The sequence below is a fragment of the Streptomyces sp. NBC_01474 genome (assembly GCF_035918215.1).
Taxonomy (GTDB): domain Bacteria; phylum Actinomycetota; class Actinomycetes; order Streptomycetales; family Streptomycetaceae; genus Streptomyces; species Streptomyces aureus.
On record NZ_CP109449.1, the window covers coordinates 3,979,361 to 3,996,726 of the forward strand.

Genomic DNA, 17,366 nt, shown 5'->3' on the forward strand with positions numbered 1-17,366 from the left:
GGCGTTGCACCTAATCAGTCGTAGAAAGCGCTGTCTACGGTGTGCGCGGAAGGGGCCCCGCCGCTGGGAACGGGGCCCCGGGGCGTAGCGGGATCAACTACCGCAGTGGAAGCGGGCGTTGCCCCAGTCGGCGTGGTCGTTGCCCGGCCCGTCGCCGCCGTCGCCCGTGATCAGGTCGACGTACTTCGCGCCGGTCACGTCCGCGGTCAGCGACCAGGCGCCGTCGGCGGCCTTGAGGACCGGCGACTGGACCTTCTGGATGCCGTCCGACTCGACGGAGAACTGCACGCTGCCACGCGTCCCCTGCGAGTCGTCCTGGCCGACCTCGGCGGTGAACGAGGTGCAGCGGCCGCCCAGGTAGTAGCGGATCTTCCCGGGGGACGCGGTGCCGAGGCCCTTGGCGTAGACGGTGCCGTTGACGGTCAGCGGCTTGCCGTCGCCGGCGCCGGTCTCCCCGTTCTCCATGTCCCTCTCCGCCGGACCCCAGCCGTTGTCCATGGCCGTCCAGTCCAGGTCACTGGCGTAGGCGTCCGCGGTGGGCGGCGGCGGGAGCGTGCGCACGGTGGCGCCCGCGGTCAGCTTCCGCGTGCTGTCCCCGACGGTGTACGTCGCCTTCGAACTCAGCTGGTACGGCTGGTACTTGGCGTCGACCGGCGGGGTGACCTGCCAGGTGGCCGTCGCCTTGGCGCCGGGCGCGACCGGGTCGAGCGCGACCGGGCCCGCGGGCTCGGCCTGCCAGCCCTCGGGAAGGTCGAGCGAGAGGGACGCGCCCTTGATCTCGCTCGCCTCGTAGTTGGTGAAGGTGGCCTCGACCTTGTTCTTCCGGCCGGGCTCCAGCGTCTCGTCCGACTTCAGGGCGAGGGTGCCGCAGGCCGCCTTCTCCCCGGCCGGGCCGAGGTCGGTGACGGTGAAGTCGTCGAGGACGAAGTCGGCGCCGTCCGGGGCCCCTTCGAGCTTGCGCAGGCCGGTCCAGGTGTCACCGCAACCGGCCGTGACGGTGCCCTCGTAGTGGCCCGTGGTGCGCTGCTGCCCGATCGGGGTGCTCGCGGTCTCGACCTGGTCGGGGGTGCCGTCGGCGGCGATGCGGTCGTAGCCGCTCACCCACTGGTAGGCGCCCGCGTGGCTGGACTGGTAGTCGAACGCGACCTTGTAGGCGTGCCCGTCCGCCATCGGCACCTCGGCCGGGGAGGTGCGGTAGACGACGCCGGCGTTCTCCTCGTGGGACTTCAGGGACTCGCCGCCGCCGATGACGTCGTCGATGAGCTTCCCGTTCCAGCCGGACTGGGTGTACGGGGCGTTCTTCTGCGCGATGTGCGTGCGCGGATCCGTGACGCCGCCGGCGTCACCCTTGTCGAAGGGGCCCCAGCCCTGGTCGACGCCCTCGAAGTCCTCCCGTACGACGGTGCCGGACTGTGTCGACGGGGCGTTGCTCACCAGACGTACGTCGTCGATGCGGACCTTCGCGGACGAGCCCTTGGCGGCCTCGATCCGCAGCGTGGTGCGGCCGTTCGCGGGCGCCGTGAAGGTGGCCTTCACGCGCTGCATGTAGGTGCCGCCCCAGTCACTGGAGGCGACGCTGTTCTGCAGCGTGGAGCGCTCGACGGCCACCGACTTGCCGCCCGCACTGAGCGTCGTGCGGCGGGACGTGCCGGGTTCGACCTCTACCCAGGCGGAGGCGGTGTAGCGCTTGCCCGCATCGAGTCCGCTCACCCGCTGCTCGATCGCGGCGGTGCCGCTCCCGCTCAGGGCGGCGCTGTTGCGGCCGTGGTCGTCGGTGTCGCGCCCGACCGTGCCGTCCTTGTCCCAGGCGGCGAGGCGGGCGTCGTTGAAGCCGGGGTCCTTGATGTGCGTGCCCTCGCCCCAGGCCGGGTCGACCGCGCGCGGCGTCTTGTCCGCGGGGTAGAGCACGTACGGCTGCCCGGCGTCGGCCTTCAGCGTGACCTTGCCGCCGGAGGCCCGCACGGTGCCGGTCTTCACGCGGCCGTTGTCGGTGAGCCGGTAGACGGTGTACGTGGATCCGGGCACGGCCCAGCTCGTCGTACCGCCGTCCTTGTTGTAGTGGTACAGCTTCTTGCCGCCGTCCCACGGGAGCAGATAGGCCGTCCCGTCGAGGACCTTTCTGCCGTGGTCGTAGAAGGTGCGCCGGCCGTCCTCGACGGTGCCGCGGAGCCCGCCGGTGAAGGTGATGTCGTTGCCGTCCCAGCGGGTGATCTGCTGGTGCTGGAGGAACTTGGCGGGCAGGTCACGCTGCCAGACGTTGTCGTAGAAGGCGTTCCAGTCGTTCTCGCCGGTCCAGCCCTCGAACTCGTCGATGGCGCTCTGGCCGAGGACCGGGTCGCTGTTCCAGACGTCCTTCTCGCCGTTGCGGATGAAGCGGATGATCTTCGAGTTGAGGCCCTTGTCGGTCTTGGGCCCGTAGTCGAGGTCGTTGGCCCAGTGCGACCACAGCGACTCTCGCTCGAACTTGTCGGCCCACTCGGAGGCCAGGCTCCAGCCCTGGGCGCGGACGGCCTCGGCGGTCTTCTCCGCGATCCAGCCGTGCGTGTAGTAGACGTCGAGGTAGATCGTCGTGAGGTTCGGGTCGGTCTCCTCGCGCAGCTGCTTGAACCGGGCGGCGAGGTCTCCGCTGTTGATGTCGCGGCGCTGGTCGATGTAGTAGCTCTGGTCGAGCCAGTTCCAGCCCGGGGCCTTGGGGTCGACGAGGTCGCCGGTGAAGTGCTTGGCGACGGGGTACGCCTCGGTGGCGTTCACGTGCACGCCGAAGCTGGTGCCGAACTTCTTGCCGCCCTTGAGCAGCTTGTTGAGGTCCTTCAGGCCGCCGGCACGCTTGTTGATGTTGCCGCCGTAGTCGGGGTGCGCGGAGTCGTGACCCTCGGAGGCGTAGCCCTTGAGCAGGGCGAACTGGCCGAGGTTGTCGGTCGCGAGCGAGATCCGCTTGACGTCGTCGAGCGTGCGCAGGAAGGGGTGCGTGGCCTGGCTGGCGAAGTTGAACGGGATGTGCGTGATGACCCGCTCGGGGGTGCCGTCGCTGCCCTTCGCCTTCACGCCGATCGAGTGGAAGGCGACCGCACCGTCCTGCCAGTCGACCTTGCCGTCGCCGTTGGCGTCCGGAGTGACGACGACCTTGGCCCACGGCAGGTCCTTGTCCGGTGCCGGAGCTCCTTCGCCGCGGTAGGTCCACTGGCCCGACCAGACGCCGACGCGGGTGGAGCCGTCGGCCGACTTGCGCGCCTGGTGCCAGAAGCGGGCGTCGTCGCCGCCGGTCTTGCCGCTCGGCTTGTCGTACGTGGAGTTGGACTCGACGGCGGCGGCGAGCCGCCCCGTGTTGACGATGGCGTAGGAGGCGCCGACAGGCGAGGCGTCGGCCGGGGTGTCCGCCGCGACCTTGCCGAAGACGTCGGCGGTCCGTGTCGAGTCGTTGTCCAGCGTCGTGAACGCGGTCTCGGCGCCACCGTCCGCACTGCCCACGGAGACGAGGTCGTGCCCGGGTATGTCGATCGTGCCGACCCGGAAGTCCGCGGTGTCGCGCACGGCGGTCACCTTGAAGGTCGTCGCGCGCCCGCTGACACTCAGCGAGGCGTCGATCTCGACGCCGGCGAGGTCCGGGAAGGTCAGCGTGTACGAGGCCTTGGACCCGGTGAGGACCGGGGCGCCCTTCACGGCGACCGCGTACGCCTTGCCGTTCAGGGTGACCTTGTCCACCGGGTTCGTACTGCCGAGAAGCTCGGCCCCGGAGGCGCGGTCGGTGTACGCGAGGACGCGCGGGAAGTCGTCGGCGACGGCGACGGACAGCTGCGCGGATCCGATGACGGCCTGCGCCACGGCGGGCGCGGGGTCGGCGGCGGCCGGCAGTACGGGGCCCGTGAGGGCGAACACGGCGGACGATGCGGCGGCGACCGCGACGGCGCAGGCGGCGCGAGATCTTCGTGACATAGGGGACTGGGTATCCGGCGCGGGCGCGGCCGGTCAACGGACTCGGCGCTTCCGGGCGGCGGCAGTCCAACAACCACCGCCCGGAAGTCCAAGTCACCGTGCGCGGGCGCCGGTTCGGTCAGCAGCCGCCGCAGTTGTAGTACAGGACGTCCCAGTGGTTGCCCTCGTCGGCGTAGATGTTGCCGGAGCCCGACTGGTACTGCGGGGCTCCGTCGCCGCGCAGGCCGATGTACGTGAACGTGTTCTTGATGTAGTTCGTGACACAGGTGTTCTTGCCGTAGTCGAGCTTGTAGCCGTTCCAGTGCGAGTAGGTGCCGCTCGCGTGACCGGTCTCGGTGCCGCCGGTGATGTTCAGCGCGCAGCCGGTGGCGCGCTTGAGGGTCTGGGCGCCCTGGGCGGTGGCGAGGTTGAGCTGGTCGAAGGACGTACAGGTGGAGTTGTTGCGGTCGGAGCAGCCGCCGGAGGACGACCAGGTGATGCCGACCTGGCTGAACATGGAGGTCGCGGTGGCGTGGCTGATCTTGGTGGCGGCCTGGGCGTCGGTGGCGGAGCTGAACACACCGAAGCCGGGGGCGAAGAGGGCGCCGAGTACGAGCGCGAGGGCGCTCACGACCGAGCGGATTCTCATGGGGAGGAAGTCCTTCCTGCTGGTCCGTGCTGGCTGTGAGACGGCTGTGCAGGTGGAGCAAGGAGATAGTGCCCGAGTTCTACGCGCGTCCGCCAGAGCGCGTCGGATGGCGACGCGGTGTAATCGAGGCGACACCAGGTGTTGGATGTTGAAAGTTGAACAGAACGGCGCTACAGTCGGTCTCGTTGAACATTAAACATTCAACGGACTCCCCCGCCACGCCCCGTCCCCAAGGAGCAGTCATGGGCCTCTTCAGCCGCAAGAACGACGACGCCACGCCCGCCGCCACCGGCGCGGTCAACCCCGACCTCGCCGCCCTGACCGGCGACTACACCATCGACCCGGCGCACACCACGATCGGCTTCGTGGCCCGCCACGCCATGGTCACCAACGTCAAGGGCTCTTTCACCCAGTCGTCGGGCACCCTGCACCTGGACGGCGCGGACCCGTCGAAGTCCACCGCGTCGATCGACGTCACGATGAACAGCATCGACACCGGCTCCGCCGACCGTGACACCCACTTGAAGAGCTCCGACTTCTTCAAGACGGACGAGTTCCCGACGATGACGTTCCGCTCCACCTCCGCCGAGTCCCTGGGCGGCGACGACTACCGGATGACCGGCGAGCTCACGATCCTGGGCACCACGAAGCCCCTCACGATCGACCTCGAGTTCAACGGCGCGGCCACGGACCCGTTCGGCAACGAGCGCGTCGGCTTCGAGGGCAAGTCCGAGATCCTGCGCTCCGAGTGGGGCCTGACCTGGAACGCGGCCCTGGAGACCGGCGGCGTCCTCGTCTCGGACAAGATCAAGCTGACCTTCGACATCTCGGCGATCAAGAACGCCGCCTGACGCCGACGCCGTGAGCCCGCCCCTCGCGGCTCCCCGCACCACGAGCGCGCCCGTCCTTCCCGTCCCCCGCGGACGAAGGGCGGGCTCTCGTCGTACACGGGGGTATGCGCGAGCGACAACACGGGCCGCAGCAGCGGAAATTGAAGGCTACCTTCCGGTAATCCCGCCACTTGAGACGACTCATTACTCTCCCTTCACTTGGGCATCACACGGCGCTACGCTGCGTGCGACTGGCGAGCGATCGACTCCGCTCGAATCGACTCCGCTCGCCCCCAGAGGTCTCCCCCCTCCCCGTCGCGCCCCGGTGGCGCCGCAGGGAAGGCCTTCTGCCGTTCCCCGAAAGGCGCCACCGATCCCATGAGCACGAACAGAGGGCTTCAGGCCAATGCCCTCGGCACCTCCGACAGCATCGTGATGGCCGTGGCGGGCAGCGCGCCCGCCTACTCGATCGCCGCCACCACCGCCGTGCTGATCGGCACGGTGGGCCTCGCCGCACCGGCCGCGCTCCTCTACTGCGCGATACCCATGCTCGGCATCGCCTGGGCCTTCACCTACCTGGGGCGCCTCGACGTGAACGCGGGCGCCAGCTACTCCTGGGTCGGCCGCGCCCTGCACCCCTTCCTCGGCTTCATCAGCGGCTGGTCCCTGGTGATCTCGGCGACCATCTTCATGGTCGCGGGCTCGCTCCCAGCCGGCGCCATGACGCTCGAACTCGTCGCCCCCGCCCACGCCGACAACACCGCGCTCGCCGCGGCCGTGGGCGCGGTCTGGTTCCTGGCCATGCTGGTCGTCGTGCTCATGGGCGCCAAACTGACCGTCCACGCCCAGCTCCTGATGTCCGGGATCGAGCTGGTCATCCTGCTCGCGGTGGCCGTCGCCGCGGTGTTCAGCGACAAGCGGGTCAACGAATTCTCCTGGTCCTGGCTGGGGTTCGGACACTTCGACGGAGCGTCCGGGTTCGCCGCGGGCGCACTGATCGCCGCGTTCTACTACTGGGGCTGGGACGTCACCAGCAACCTCAGCGAGGAGACCCGTAACAGCCGGAAGACCTCGGGGCTCGCCGGGCTGATCGGCGTCGGCATCGTGTTCGTCCTCTTCGAGGTCTTCACGATCACCACCAACATGCTGCTCACGCCCAAGGAGATCGCGACGAGCGACAACATCATGGGGCTGCTCGGCGAGCGCGTACTGCCGGGCCCCGGCGGCGAGTTGCTGATCGTCGCGGTGATGCTGTCCACCATCGCCACCCTGGAGACCACCCTGATCCAGGTGACGCGCTCCCTCTTCTCCATGGGCCGGGACCGGACACTGCCCTCCGCCCTCGGCAGGTCGCACCCGCGCTGGCAGACGCCGTGGGTCGCGATCGTCGTCGTCGGTGTCGTCGCCCTCGCCCTCTTCGTGGCGTCGACCGCGCTCGGTTCGGTCTCGGCCGTCCTGGAGGACGCCGTCGCCGCGATCGGACTGCAGATCGCGGTCTACTACGGCCTCGCGGGCCTCGCCGTCGTCGTGGCGTACCGCAAGCTGCTGTTCAAGTCGGCGGCCAATTTCTTCTTCGGCGGTCTGTGGCCGCTGACCGGCTCGCTCTTCATGATCTGGGTGTTCGTCGAGTCCCTCGGCAGCCTGTCGGGCACGGCCGTCTCGATCGGCGTCGGCGGCATCGCCGTGGGTCTCGTCCCGATGCTCTGGTACCGCGCCAAGGGTTCCGCCTACTACCGGCCCGCCCGTCTGGACGCGGCGCGCTCGGAGCAGGTGCACGCCGAGTACGGGCACCAGGCGCCGGTGTACGCGGCATCGTCCGGTGACACCCTGTCCACGGACTTCTGAGCAGCATCCACCTCCGCCGGCGGACCGGCCGACCGCACCCAGGACCACCACCGACTACTGACTGGCGAGGACGCCGATGACCGTCCGTTTCGATCCCACGAACGGCGACCGGGCCCTGGCGGAGGCCCGCGCGGACATCACGATCGGTCGCTGGCAAGGACTGCCCGAGCTGTGCGCGGCGGCCGGCTCCGACTGGGACCGGCGGACGTTCCGGATGCGTCTGCTCGCCCAGTCCACCGCGGGCACGTCCGTCGCCGAGTCCTGGCACGAGTCGCAGCCGCGGAACGCCGACGCGCTGGTCCTGCGGGCCGAGACCGAGGTGATGCGGGCGTTCAACCTGGCGCTGGCGGCCGGCCCGGGGAGCGCGGTCGACCCGGACCAGCTGGAGCGGGCCGTGCGCACCTCGCTGCGGGCGGCCGAGGCGTTTCCCGCGGATCCGGTGCCCTGGGTCTCGCTCCTGACGGTCGCCCGCCTGTTCCCCGGCGGGCACCCGTCCATGGAGCTCTGGTGGAAGGAGCTGCACCAGCGCGACCCGTACAACCGCGAGGGCAACCACCAGGTGCTGCGCCACCTTTCGGCGCGCTGGCACGGCTCGCACGGCGTCATGTACAACTTCGCGCAGGACGTGACGGCGACCCTCCCGCCCGGATCGCCGCTCGCCGTGCTGCCGCAGGTCGCCCGGGTCGAGGAGTACCGCTACCGCGTCGAGCGCGAGGGCTCCCAGGCGATCGGCCTGCTCCAGTTCTGGAACAACGAGAACAGCGCGTCGCAGGCCCGGCGCACCTGGCACCTGTGGATCGCGCAGCGGCAGTACACATACGCGCAGGACATCGCGGATCTCAACACCCTTGCGCACGCGTCCTGTTACGCCGACCTGACCGGCGAGGCCGCGCACCTCTTCCGGCTTCTCGACGGGCACGCGACCCGTGTCCCGTGGTCGTGCCACGGCACCCCGGAGGAGATCTTCACGCGCTGGCAGTCGAAGCTTCTGGGCTGACCGGACCTACGCACATGTGACATGGGTCACCTGGCGCCTCCGTGATGTCACATTCCGGCCCGTTCCTTCCGTCCAAGTGGCGAGCACCCATGCGGTGAGCGCCCAGGGGAGGAGCGAGCCTGATGTCCGAGAGGGCCGCGGAAGGCAGCACGGGGACGGCGCGGGAGAGAGGGCCGGCACCGGCAGGTGAGCGGCTCGCGGACTGGGCGGACGGCCGCCTCGGCCTGCACACCCTGTCCAGGAAGTACCTGCGCAAGGTCTTCCCGGACCACTGGTCCTTCCTGCTCGGCGAGGTCTGCCTCTACACGTTCGTGATCCTGGTCCTCACCGGGGTCTATCTCACCCTGTTCTTCCACCCGTCGATGAACGAGGTGGAGTACCACGGCAGTTACGTCCCGCTGAACGGGATCCGGATGTCCGAGGCGTACGCCTCCACGCTCGACATCAGCTTCGACGTCCGGGGCGGACTGCTGATCCGGCAGATCCACCACTGGGCCGCGCTGATCTTCGTCGCGGCGATGCTCCTCCACATGATGCGGCACTTCTTCACGGGCTCGTTCCGCAAACCGCGCGAGCTGAACTGGGTGTTCGGCTGGACGCTGCTCCTGCTCGGCCTGTTCGAGGGCCTGTTGGGGTACTCGCTGCCGGACGACCTGCTCTCCGGTACGGGTATGCGCTTCCTCGACGGGGCGATCCTGTCGGTGCCCATCGTCGGGACGTACCTGTCGATGTTCCTCTTCGGCGGGGAGTTCCCCGGGCACGACATCGTGGGGCGGTTCTACTCGGTGCACGTGCTGCTGTTCCCCGGCATCATGGCGGCGCTCGTGGTGACCCATCTGATCCTGGTCGTCCATCACAAGCACACCCAGTTCCCGGGGCCGGGAAAGACCGAGCGCAATGTCGTGGGGGCACCCTTCTTCCCCGTCTACCTCGCCAAGGCCGGCGGCTTCTTCTTCCTGGTGTTCGGCGTCGTCGCGTTCCTCGCGGCCGTCGCGTCCGTCAACCCTGTCTGGAACTACGGGCCTTACCGCGTCGACCAGGTGTCCACGGGGGCGCAGCCCGACTGGTACCTGGGGTTCGCGGAGGGGCTGCTGCGGGTGATGCCGGGCTGGGAGATCACGCTGTGGGGACACACGCTGGCCCTCGGTGTGCTCGTCCCGCTGGTCGTCTTCCCCGCGGTGCTCGTCGTGATCGGCGTGTATCCGTTTCTGGAGGCCTGGGTCACGGGCGACCGGCGCGAGCACCACCTCCTGGACCGGCCGCGCAACCGGCCGGTGCGCACAGGACTCGGGGTGGCCTGGCTGACGTTCTTCCTCGTGGCCCTGGTGGGCGGCGGCAACGACATCTGGGCCACGCGCTTCCATGTGTCGCTGAACGCGGTCACCTGGTTCGTGCGCGTCGCGCTCGTCGTGGGCCCGGTGATCACCTTCGTCGTCACGCGGCGGATCTGCCTCGGGCTCCAGCGCCGGGACCGCGAACTGGTGCTGCACGGACGGGAGTCGGGCCGTATCAAGCGCCTTCCGCACGGCGAGTACGTCGAGATCCACGAGCCGCTCACCCAGGCCGAGCTGCACACCCTGACCGCGCACGAGCAGCCCCCGGCCCTGGAGAGCGGGCCGGAGACCGACGTGAACGGCGTGCAGCGGCGCACACCCCGGGCCGAGCGGCTACGGGTGCGCCTCTCGCGCGCCCTCCAAGGAGAGGGCGCGCAGGTGCCGAAGCCGACCGCGCGGGAGTACGAGGAGGCGCGGCGCGAGCACCGGTGAGGCGCGACAGCGGCGTCAGAACAACGCGTCGGCCAGGCGGTCGACCTGGTCGGGGTCGGTGCCCCAGCAGTAGAGCATCACCTCGTCCGCGCCGATGTCCGTGAAGCCGGCGACGGCCTCGCGGATCTGCGCGGGCGTGGCGAGCATCCGCTCGGCGGATCCCGCGGCGCGCGGTTCGAAGCCGTAGTACGCGGTGATCGCGTCGCGGGCGCGGGCGATCAGGTCGTCCGGGCCGAGCGCCACATTGACCTGGGCGACCAGGCGCGGGCGGCCGGGGCGGCCGTGCTCGTCCCACAGCCGCTCCACGTCGCGGAACATCGGGTCCATCCACTGCGGAGGCAGAGCGGCGCCGAGGAAGCCGTCGCCGAAGCGGGCCACGCGGGCGAGGGCCGCCGGTGCGAAGCCCCCGAACAGGACCTCGGGGCCGCCGGGGGTGACGGGGGCCGGGCCGACCGGGCCGACACCCTCGGCGTCGTCGTAAGGGTGGCCCGCCCAGATGCGGCGCAGGGTCTCCATCTGCTCGTCGAGGCGGCGGCCGCGGCGGCGGATGTCGATGCCCGCGGCACGGCAGTCGTCTGCGCGGCCGCCGACGCCGATGCCGAGCGTGAAGCGGCCGCCGGACATCCGGTCGAGCGTCGCGGTCTGCTTGGCGAGCAGGGCGGTGCCGTGGTGCGGGGCCAGCAGGACCTCGGTCTGGACGCGGACGCGGGAGGTGGCTCCGGCGAGTGCGGCGAGGGTGATCAGGGGCTCGGGGTTGTCGTACACGAGCCGGTCGAGGAGGCCGAGCGTGGAGAAGGGGGTCGCGTCGGCGCGACGGGCCCAGTCGAGCAGGACGGCGGGGTCGTCGACGGGCAGGCCGAGGCCGATACGCGGGGTGCGCGCGGTACGCATGGGGTGGAACTCCTTCGGAAGGGGGCATGTGGAATATCGCTGCCGCCCCTCCGGGACCGCGCACGGTGTGTACGTGCCGGCTTGCTTCCCGTCTGCGGCGTACTTCTGGGGAAGCGGTTGGTAAGAGTGCGGTCAGACTAGCCGGGTCTCCGGCCGTCGCGCCTCCCCGTTCTCGGACCCGGCGCTCAGGACCCGCAGCGCTCAGAACCCGCCGCCGAAGTCCCCGCCTCCCCCGAAGTCGCCTCCGCCGCCGAAGTCCCCGCCGCCTCCGAAGTCCCCGAAGTCGTTCGAGTCGAAGTCCGCCCCCGAGTAGTCCCCGCCGTCATATCCGGCTCCCGCGCCGAAGTCTCCGTATCCCGAGCCGTAGTCGGCGGCGTAGGCGGGGCTCGACATCATCGAGCCGAGCAACGTGCCGAGGAGGAGTCCGGGCAGGATGCCGCCGCCGAAGTAGCCGCCCGCCCACGGGCCGTAGGCCGGTCCCGCGTCGTAGTAGGGGCGCCGCTCGCCGTAACCCGTGTCGACCGTGCGGACCATGGGGTCGGCACCGTCCTTGAGGCGGGTCGCGTCGGCCGCGCAGACGGGGACCTCGCGCTCGGCGCCGGACGGGGGCGACCACAGCGCGTCCGTCACGGAGGGCCCGTGCCGCGGGTCGAAGAAGCAGGGCACCCGGCGCTCGGGCAGCGGCCGGCCCTCGCGGCGCGCGGCGAGCATGGCCAGCGAGAACCGCCCGTCGTCCAGGGCCTGCGTCACCCCGCGCACCTCCTCGGGGCGCTGGGCGGCGGTCATGAACTGTTTCGCCTTCTCGTACGAGTCGAGCGCCCGCTCGTAGTCGGCGCGCATCGTGTCGTCGGCGCCGGGCTCGGCGGGGTGGAAGTCGAGGCGGTCCAGCTCCTCGCCGAACGCCGTGATGTCCTCGTCGACGACCACGCGGAGCTGCTCCAGGGCGGCCCGCTGCTCGTCCTCCCGCTGCCGGCGCCGCCTGCGGGACACGGCGTACGCTGCGCCGCCGCCCGCGACGACGACCGCGCCGATGCCGATCAGGGCGCCGACCGGGGCGCCGCCGCCACCGCCGCCCGCGCCCCACGCGGAGGGCGCCGAGCCGCGCGCGTTACGGACGGCCGTGTCGACGAAGTCGTTGAGCTGGCGGGTGACGTTCTCGCCCTGGACGCTGGTCGTCAGGTTTCTGACCGCGTCCTGGGACATCACCCGGCTGTCGGCCCTGGCATCGAACTTCTGGCCGAGGCGCACCGCGTAGACGCCGGTGATGCCGGTCTTGGTGCGCAGGTCGGTGAAGAGGTCCTTGGTGGGGAAGTCCGCGGGCAGCACCGCCACCATGACGGGCTTGTCCGCGTCCTTGATCTTCTTGGTGAGGGCGTCGGTGTCCCCGGCGGACAGCTGCGCGGAGGCGGCCGGGTCGACGTACACGGGGCTCTTCTTCAGGGCGTCGGCCACCGTCGAGACGTCGGAGGCAGCCGCCTGGGCCGCCTGGGCCCCCGGCGTCACCGCCGTCATGGCCCCCAGGGCGAGAAGTGAACCGGACAGGACGGATATCAGGCGCGATGCCCGACGGGTGGGCCTCATACCTCGACGCTAACCCAGGAGGGACCCGTATGCCGTATGTACCGCAAGGAGGGGCCCACCGGCTCCGCGGTGGGCCCCTCCCCGCGCCGTCTCACGCGGCGCGGTACGCCTCGGTCAGCTTCGCGACCGCGTCCGCGTAGCGCCCGGACAGGAGCAGGTGGTCCGCGTCGGCGAACGGCTTGGCCACCGCCGGCGTGATGTCCTGCCCCACCTTCTGCTGGACGAGCAGCCGCGCCTTGCCCACCACCGCGCGGCCGGCCTCCGCCGACCCGGCCTTCTGCGCCGCGGCGGCCGCGAGGGCGAGGGCCTTGAGGGTGAGCGTGCCGCCGCCCGGCGGGGTACGCAGCGTCGTCAGGCCCCAGCCGAAGGGGAACTGCGGGTCGTACGCCATGTCCCCGACGTTGATCGGCAGCTGGGCCTGCGACTTCGGCCAGGTCACGGGGAGCTGCCCGGTGAAGGGCTTCGCCCCGTACAGGACGTCCGCGACGCCGTCGCCCTCCGTGCCGGGCAGCCAGGACGCGACGAGCGCGTCGATGTCACCGAGCCGGTCGCCGATGAGCTGCGGGCGGCCGGAGACGATGAGCACCGCGCACTTCATGGCGCCGCACACCTTGTCCACGGCGGCCTGGTCGGCGGGCGTGAGCTCCAGGTCGTTGCCGTTGCCGACATCGCCGATCCCTTCCGCGTACGGGGTCTCGCCGACCACGACGATGCCCACGTCATAGCCGTCCGTGGGGGCGGAGGCGTCCTTGGAGTAGGAGATGGTGGCCCCGGGCGCGGCCTTCTTCATGCCCTCGAGGACCGTCGTGCCGTCGGTGATCTTTCCGGACGAGCCCTGCCAGGTGACGGTCCAGCCGCCGGTCTGGTTGCCGATGTCATCGGCGTTGGACCCGGCGACGTACACCTTCTGGCTCTTCTTGAGGGGGAGCACGCCGCCCGCGTTCTTCAGGAGGACCTGGGATTCGGCGGCGGCGGTGCGGGCGACGGCGCGGTGTCCGGCCGAGCCGATGGCGGCGGCCCCGCTCGTGTCGGCGTACGGCTTCTCGAAGAGGCCCAGCTTGAACTTCTGGGTCAGGATGCGCGAGACGGCGTCGTCGATCCGCGGCTCGCTGATCCGGCCCGCCTTCACCTCGTCGACCAGGGTCGTCCGGAAGTCCTTGTACGCGGTCGGGACCATGATCATGTCGAGGCCCGCGTTGACCGACGTACGGACGTCGGACGCGTAGTCGCCGGGGAGCTGGTCGATGGCCTGCCAGTCGCTGATGACGAAGCCGTCGAAGCCCATGCGGTCCTTCAGGACTCCGTTGATCATGGCGGCGTCGGCGTGCATCTTCACCGGGCCCTCGTCGTCACCGATGATGTCGAGCGACGAGTACGAGGGCATGACCGTGCCGATCCCGCGGTCCACGGCCTCCTGGAACGGCGCGAGGTGCACCGCCTCCAGCTCCTGCCGCGTGACCTTGGTGACGCCCTGGTCGATGGTGTACGAGCCGGTGGTCGACGAGCCGTACGCGGTGCCGCCGTCGCCCACGAAGTGCTTGGCGGTGGCGAGGACCTTGTCGTCCCGGTCGAGGTCCTTGCCGTCGCGTGCCCCTTGGAGCCCCTGGACGACCGTCTCCATCTGCTTCACGAGGGCGGGGTCCTCGCCGAAGGACTCGTACGACCTGCCCCAGCGTTCGTCGCGGGTGACGCACAGACAGGGCGCGAAGTCCCAGGGGATGCCGGTGGCGCGGACCTCGGCGGCCGTGACCGCGCCCGCCTTCTCGGCCGTCCCGGGGTCGCGGGTCGCGCCGATGCCGATGTTGTGCGGCAGGACCGTGGCGCCGACGAGGTTGTTGTGGCCGTGCACCGCGTCCACGCCGTAGATCAGCGGGATCTGGAACCGCGTCGCCTGCGCCCTGAGCTGGAAGCCGTCGATCATCTTCGCCCAGGCCGCGGCCGTGTTCGGCGTCGGCGTCGAGCCGCCGCCGGAGAGCAGCGAGCCGAGGTCGTAGGCGGCGATGTCGCCGCCCGTGCCGACCGCGTTGCGCTCGGCCTGCGTCATCTGGCCGGCCTTCTCCTCCAGGGACATCCGGGAGAGCAGGTCGGCGACGCGCCGCTTCACCGGGAGCCTGGCGTCGAGGTAGGGCAGGCCGTGGGCGTCGATCACCACCTGCGGGGTCTCGGCGGGCGCCTTGGCGCCGGTGACCGTCAGCTTCAGGGGGATCGTCTCGGCGGCCTCGGCCGCCTTGTCCGTGAGGGTCGGTACGGACACGGTGTGCGTGGCGCCCGAAGCGGTGCCGGCCGGGAAGGTGAACTCGCCCTTGACCGGGGTGTAGTCCGTGCCCGCGCCGGCGCTGCCGCCCGCGCTCTCGTACGCGACCGTGACCGGCTCGGCGAGCGGGGCGGAGCCGGTGGTGGCGACGGAGATCCGCACGCCGGCCGTGCCGCCCTCCTTCACCGGGTACACGGAGGCGCCCGTCAGTACCTTCGTGGTCAGGGCGGGGTCGGCCTTGCCGTACAGCTCCACTCCGTCCATGGCGAAGGTGCCGGGCGTGCCGGTGGGCAGGGTGAGCGCGTAGCCCCACATCTCGGTGAGGCCGAGGTTCTGGTCGATGCCGCCGACGGGCTGGTAGTCGGTGCGGTAGGCGAAGTCGGTGAAGGGGATCTCGACCTGGTGCCAGCCGGTCCACTCGTCGGTGAACGAGGTCGTCCACAGCTCGGACGCCTCGCCGTTCGCACCGCCGTCCTTGATCTCGAAGTTGACCCGCTTGCCGGAGTTCTTCCCGTCCCACCAGAAGCGGATGCCCTTGTGCGCGGACCAGTCGTGGCCGGGCTCGTTCGCGGCGAAGTCGTGGGTGAAGCCGCCGTAGCCGCTGATGTCGTACGTCCCGGAGAGGACCTTGTCGCCCTCGGGGGCGTCGTCGCGCGCCGCGAGCTCCAGCTTGGGCGGGTCGTCGCTGTCGCCGCCCCAGGTGAAGATGCCCTCCGCGGGCTGGGACGCGAAGGGGACCTCGCCCTCGAAGCGGTCGACGGGCACCGGCGGCGGTTCCTCGGCGCCGGTCGCCGCGCCTGCCGACGCGAGCGGGAGCAGCCCCGTGAGCAGGGCTGCGGAGACGAGCAGGGCGGTTCTTCGCATGGACTTCCCTTCGGCCGGTTCGGGTACGCGCCTCAACCTCTGGGGGTGACGGGCGTCCCTGGTGAAGCTCATGACTTAACTCACGCCGTGAGTTAACTGGCGTCCCGTGAACCCGTCAAGACTTCACGTCAGAACCGGTGCACAGCCAATTGCCTTGGCTTGCCAGGGCAGTTGAGTATTCATTTTCTGAACGCACGCCCCCTTGACTCCCGTTCGCAGCCGTCATTTACTCACGCCTCGCACGCCCCATCTCCTCACCCCCACAGAAGGGCGGCGCACCATGAGAACCCCCAGACGACTCCGTTCGGGCCCGCGCCGGGCGGCCCGGCTGCTCGCCGCAGGGCTGCTCACGACCGCGGGCCTGACCGGGCTCGTGGCCTCCCCCGCGCAGGCCGCGGGCGAGCCGGTCACGGCCTGGCTGACCACGACGGACGACGCCGGCGGACGCCATGTCGTCCGCGGTCTCGAACAGCAGGCCCCGTTCGCCTTCCAGTCCGGCACGGGCGGCGGTGGCGAGAACATCACCGTCGACGAGAACACCCGCTACCAGACCTTCACCGGCGGCGGCGCCTCGTTCACGGACACCGCGGCCTGGCTGATGAACAGCAGCGGCGCCCTGTCGCCGGCCACGCGCGACGCCACGATGCGCAAGCTGTTCTCCCCCACCGACGGCATCGGCCTCTCGTTCCTGCGCAACCCGATGGGCGGCTCCGACCTGGCCCGTTACGGCTACACGTTCGACGACGTGCCCGCCGGGCAGACCGATCCCGACCTCTCCGAGTTCTCCGTCGCCCACGACCTCGCGGACGTCCTGCCCCTCACGAAACAGGCCCGCCGGCTCAACCCGAAGGTCACCGTGATGGCCTCACCGTGGACCGCGCCCGCCTGGATGAAGGACAGCGGACAGCTCAACGGCGGCTGGCTGAAAGCAGAGGACTACGGCACCTACGCCTCGTACTTCGTGAAGTACCTCCAGGCGTACCGGGACCAGGGCGTCCCGGTCGACTACGTCAGCGCGCAGAACGAGCCGACGTGCTGCGGTGGTTACCCCTCGATGAGCTGGAACGCCTCGGGGCTCGCCTACTTCACCAAGAGCGAGCTGCTGCCGAAGCTGGCGGCCGCCGGCCTGACCACCAAGGTCCTCGCGCACGACTGGAACTGGGACACCTACGACGGCTACGCGGCGCAGACCGTGGACGACGCGGCGGTGCGCGCGCACCCGAACTTCGGCGGGATCGCGTGGCACGGCTACGGCGGCGACGTCGCTGAGCAGAGCACGATCCACGACCGCTACCCGCAGCTCGACGCCTTCGGGACCGAGCACTCGGGCGGCACGTGGATCGCCGACCAGCAGCGCGAGGACATGCTCAACATCGTGGACTACACCCGCAACTGGGCGAAGTCGGTGACCAAGTGGTCGCTCGCCGTGGACCAGGACATGGGCCCGCACAACGGCGGCTGCGGCACCTGCACGGGGCTCGTGACCGTGCACAACGGTGACGGGCGCAGCGGGCAGGTCGACTACACCGTCGAGTACTACACGATGGGCCATCTGACGAAGTTCGTCCGGCCGGGCGCCCAGCGCATCGCGTCGACCGGCAGCTCGGCCGTGCCGAACGTAGCCTGGCGCAACCCGGACGGCTCGAAGGCGCTCATCGCGTACAACGGCGGCACGTCCGCGAAGACGGTGACTGTCAACTGGGGCGGGCAGCACGCCACTTACTCGCTGCCCGCGAAGACCTCGGCGACCTTCACCTGGTAGCGAACCGGCGGCCGA

General features: G+C 70.5%; 9 protein-coding genes and 1 pseudogene. 5 read left to right on the top strand and 5 right to left on the bottom strand.

Translation table 11 applies throughout. The annotated features are described in order from the left end of the window. Nucleotides 1-93: 93 nt before the first annotated feature. Entirely contained in the window at nucleotides 94-3,933 is a 3,840-nt protein-coding gene (locus OG758_RS18265) for an endo-alpha-N-acetylgalactosaminidase family protein (RefSeq protein WP_326710986.1), read from the bottom strand. Between the two features lie 118 nt (nucleotides 3,934-4,051). Further along, nucleotides 4,052-4,561, bottom strand: a complete 510-nt coding sequence (locus OG758_RS18270; protein WP_326710987.1) for a hypothetical protein — start codon at nucleotides 4,559-4,561, stop codon at nucleotides 4,052-4,054. 242 nt (nucleotides 4,562-4,803) lie between these two features. Between OG758_RS18270 and OG758_RS18275 the strand changes: the two genes are divergently transcribed. The 4 genes from OG758_RS18275 to qcrB all read left to right on the top strand — a co-directional run bounded on the left by OG758_RS18275 (nucleotide 4,804) and on the right by qcrB (nucleotide 9,999). Beyond that, nucleotides 4,804-5,412 carry a YceI family protein gene (locus OG758_RS18275; protein ID WP_326710988.1) on the top strand — a complete coding sequence of 203 codons (609 nt, stop codon included), beginning with the start codon at nucleotides 4,804-4,806 and terminating at the stop codon, nucleotides 5,410-5,412. 357 nt (nucleotides 5,413-5,769) lie between these two features. Next, entirely contained in the window at nucleotides 5,770-7,236 is a 1,467-nt protein-coding gene (locus OG758_RS18280) for an APC family permease (RefSeq protein WP_326710989.1), read from the top strand. A gap of 76 nt (nucleotides 7,237-7,312) precedes the next feature. Continuing rightward, entirely contained in the window at nucleotides 7,313-8,233 is a 921-nt protein-coding gene (locus OG758_RS18285) for a hypothetical protein (RefSeq protein WP_326710990.1), read from the top strand. A gap of 122 nt (nucleotides 8,234-8,355) precedes the next feature. Continuing rightward, nucleotides 8,356-9,999 carry a cytochrome bc1 complex cytochrome b subunit gene (gene qcrB, locus OG758_RS18290; RefSeq protein ID WP_326710991.1) on the top strand — a complete coding sequence of 548 codons (1,644 nt, stop codon included), beginning with the start codon at nucleotides 8,356-8,358 and terminating at the stop codon, nucleotides 9,997-9,999. Nucleotides 10,000-10,014: 15 nt separating this feature from the next. Here qcrB and OG758_RS18295 read toward each other — a convergent pair whose 3' ends face one another. The 3 genes from OG758_RS18295 to OG758_RS18305 form a co-directional block, all read right to left on the bottom strand. Then, the gene (locus OG758_RS18295; RefSeq protein WP_326710992.1) at nucleotides 10,015-10,890 is read right to left on the bottom strand and encodes an LLM class flavin-dependent oxidoreductase; all 876 of its coding nucleotides are present in this window, start codon (nucleotides 10,888-10,890) and stop codon (nucleotides 10,015-10,017) included. Nucleotides 10,891-11,091: 201 nt separating this feature from the next. Next, a complete protein-coding gene (locus OG758_RS18300) occupies nucleotides 11,092-12,471 on the bottom strand; it encodes a hypothetical protein (protein WP_326710993.1) in 1,380 nt (459 codons plus the stop codon). 91 nt (nucleotides 12,472-12,562) lie between these two features. Next, nucleotides 12,563-15,589, bottom strand: a complete 3,027-nt coding sequence (locus OG758_RS18305) for a glycoside hydrolase family 3 protein (protein WP_326710994.1) — start codon at nucleotides 15,587-15,589, stop codon at nucleotides 12,563-12,565. 280 nt (nucleotides 15,590-15,869) lie between these two features. On the opposite strand from OG758_RS18305, the pseudogene OG758_RS18310 reads away from it, so the two are divergent. Continuing rightward, nucleotides 15,870-17,348: pseudogene (locus tag OG758_RS18310) on the top strand (glycoside hydrolase family 30 protein); the annotation flags it as partial. Between the last annotated feature and the right edge of the window lie 18 nt (nucleotides 17,349-17,366).

Excerpts from the sequence above, each read along its gene's own strand:
- OG758_RS18280 (WP_326710989.1), top strand. The coding sequence starts at position 5,770 with ATGAGCACGAACAGAGGGCTTCAGGCCAATGCCCTCGGCACCTCCGAC.
- OG758_RS18300 (WP_326710993.1), bottom strand. The coding sequence starts at position 12,471 with ATGAGGCCCACCCGTCGGGCATCGCGCCTGATATCCGTCCTGTCCGGT.
- OG758_RS18305 (WP_326710994.1), bottom strand. The coding sequence starts at position 15,589 with ATGCGAAGAACCGCCCTGCTCGTCTCCGCAGCCCTGCTCACGGGGCTG.
- OG758_RS18285 (WP_326710990.1), top strand. The coding sequence starts at position 7,313 with ATGACCGTCCGTTTCGATCCCACGAACGGCGACCGGGCCCTGGCGGAG.
- OG758_RS18275 (WP_326710988.1), top strand. The coding sequence starts at position 4,804 with ATGGGCCTCTTCAGCCGCAAGAACGACGACGCCACGCCCGCCGCCACC.
- OG758_RS18265 (WP_326710986.1), bottom strand. The coding sequence starts at position 3,933 with ATGTCACGAAGATCTCGCGCCGCCTGCGCCGTCGCGGTCGCCGCCGCA.
- OG758_RS18270 (WP_326710987.1), bottom strand. The coding sequence starts at position 4,561 with ATGAGAATCCGCTCGGTCGTGAGCGCCCTCGCGCTCGTACTCGGCGCC.
- OG758_RS18295 (WP_326710992.1), bottom strand. The coding sequence starts at position 10,890 with ATGCGTACCGCGCGCACCCCGCGTATCGGCCTCGGCCTGCCCGTCGAC.
- qcrB (WP_326710991.1), top strand. The coding sequence starts at position 8,356 with ATGTCCGAGAGGGCCGCGGAAGGCAGCACGGGGACGGCGCGGGAGAGA.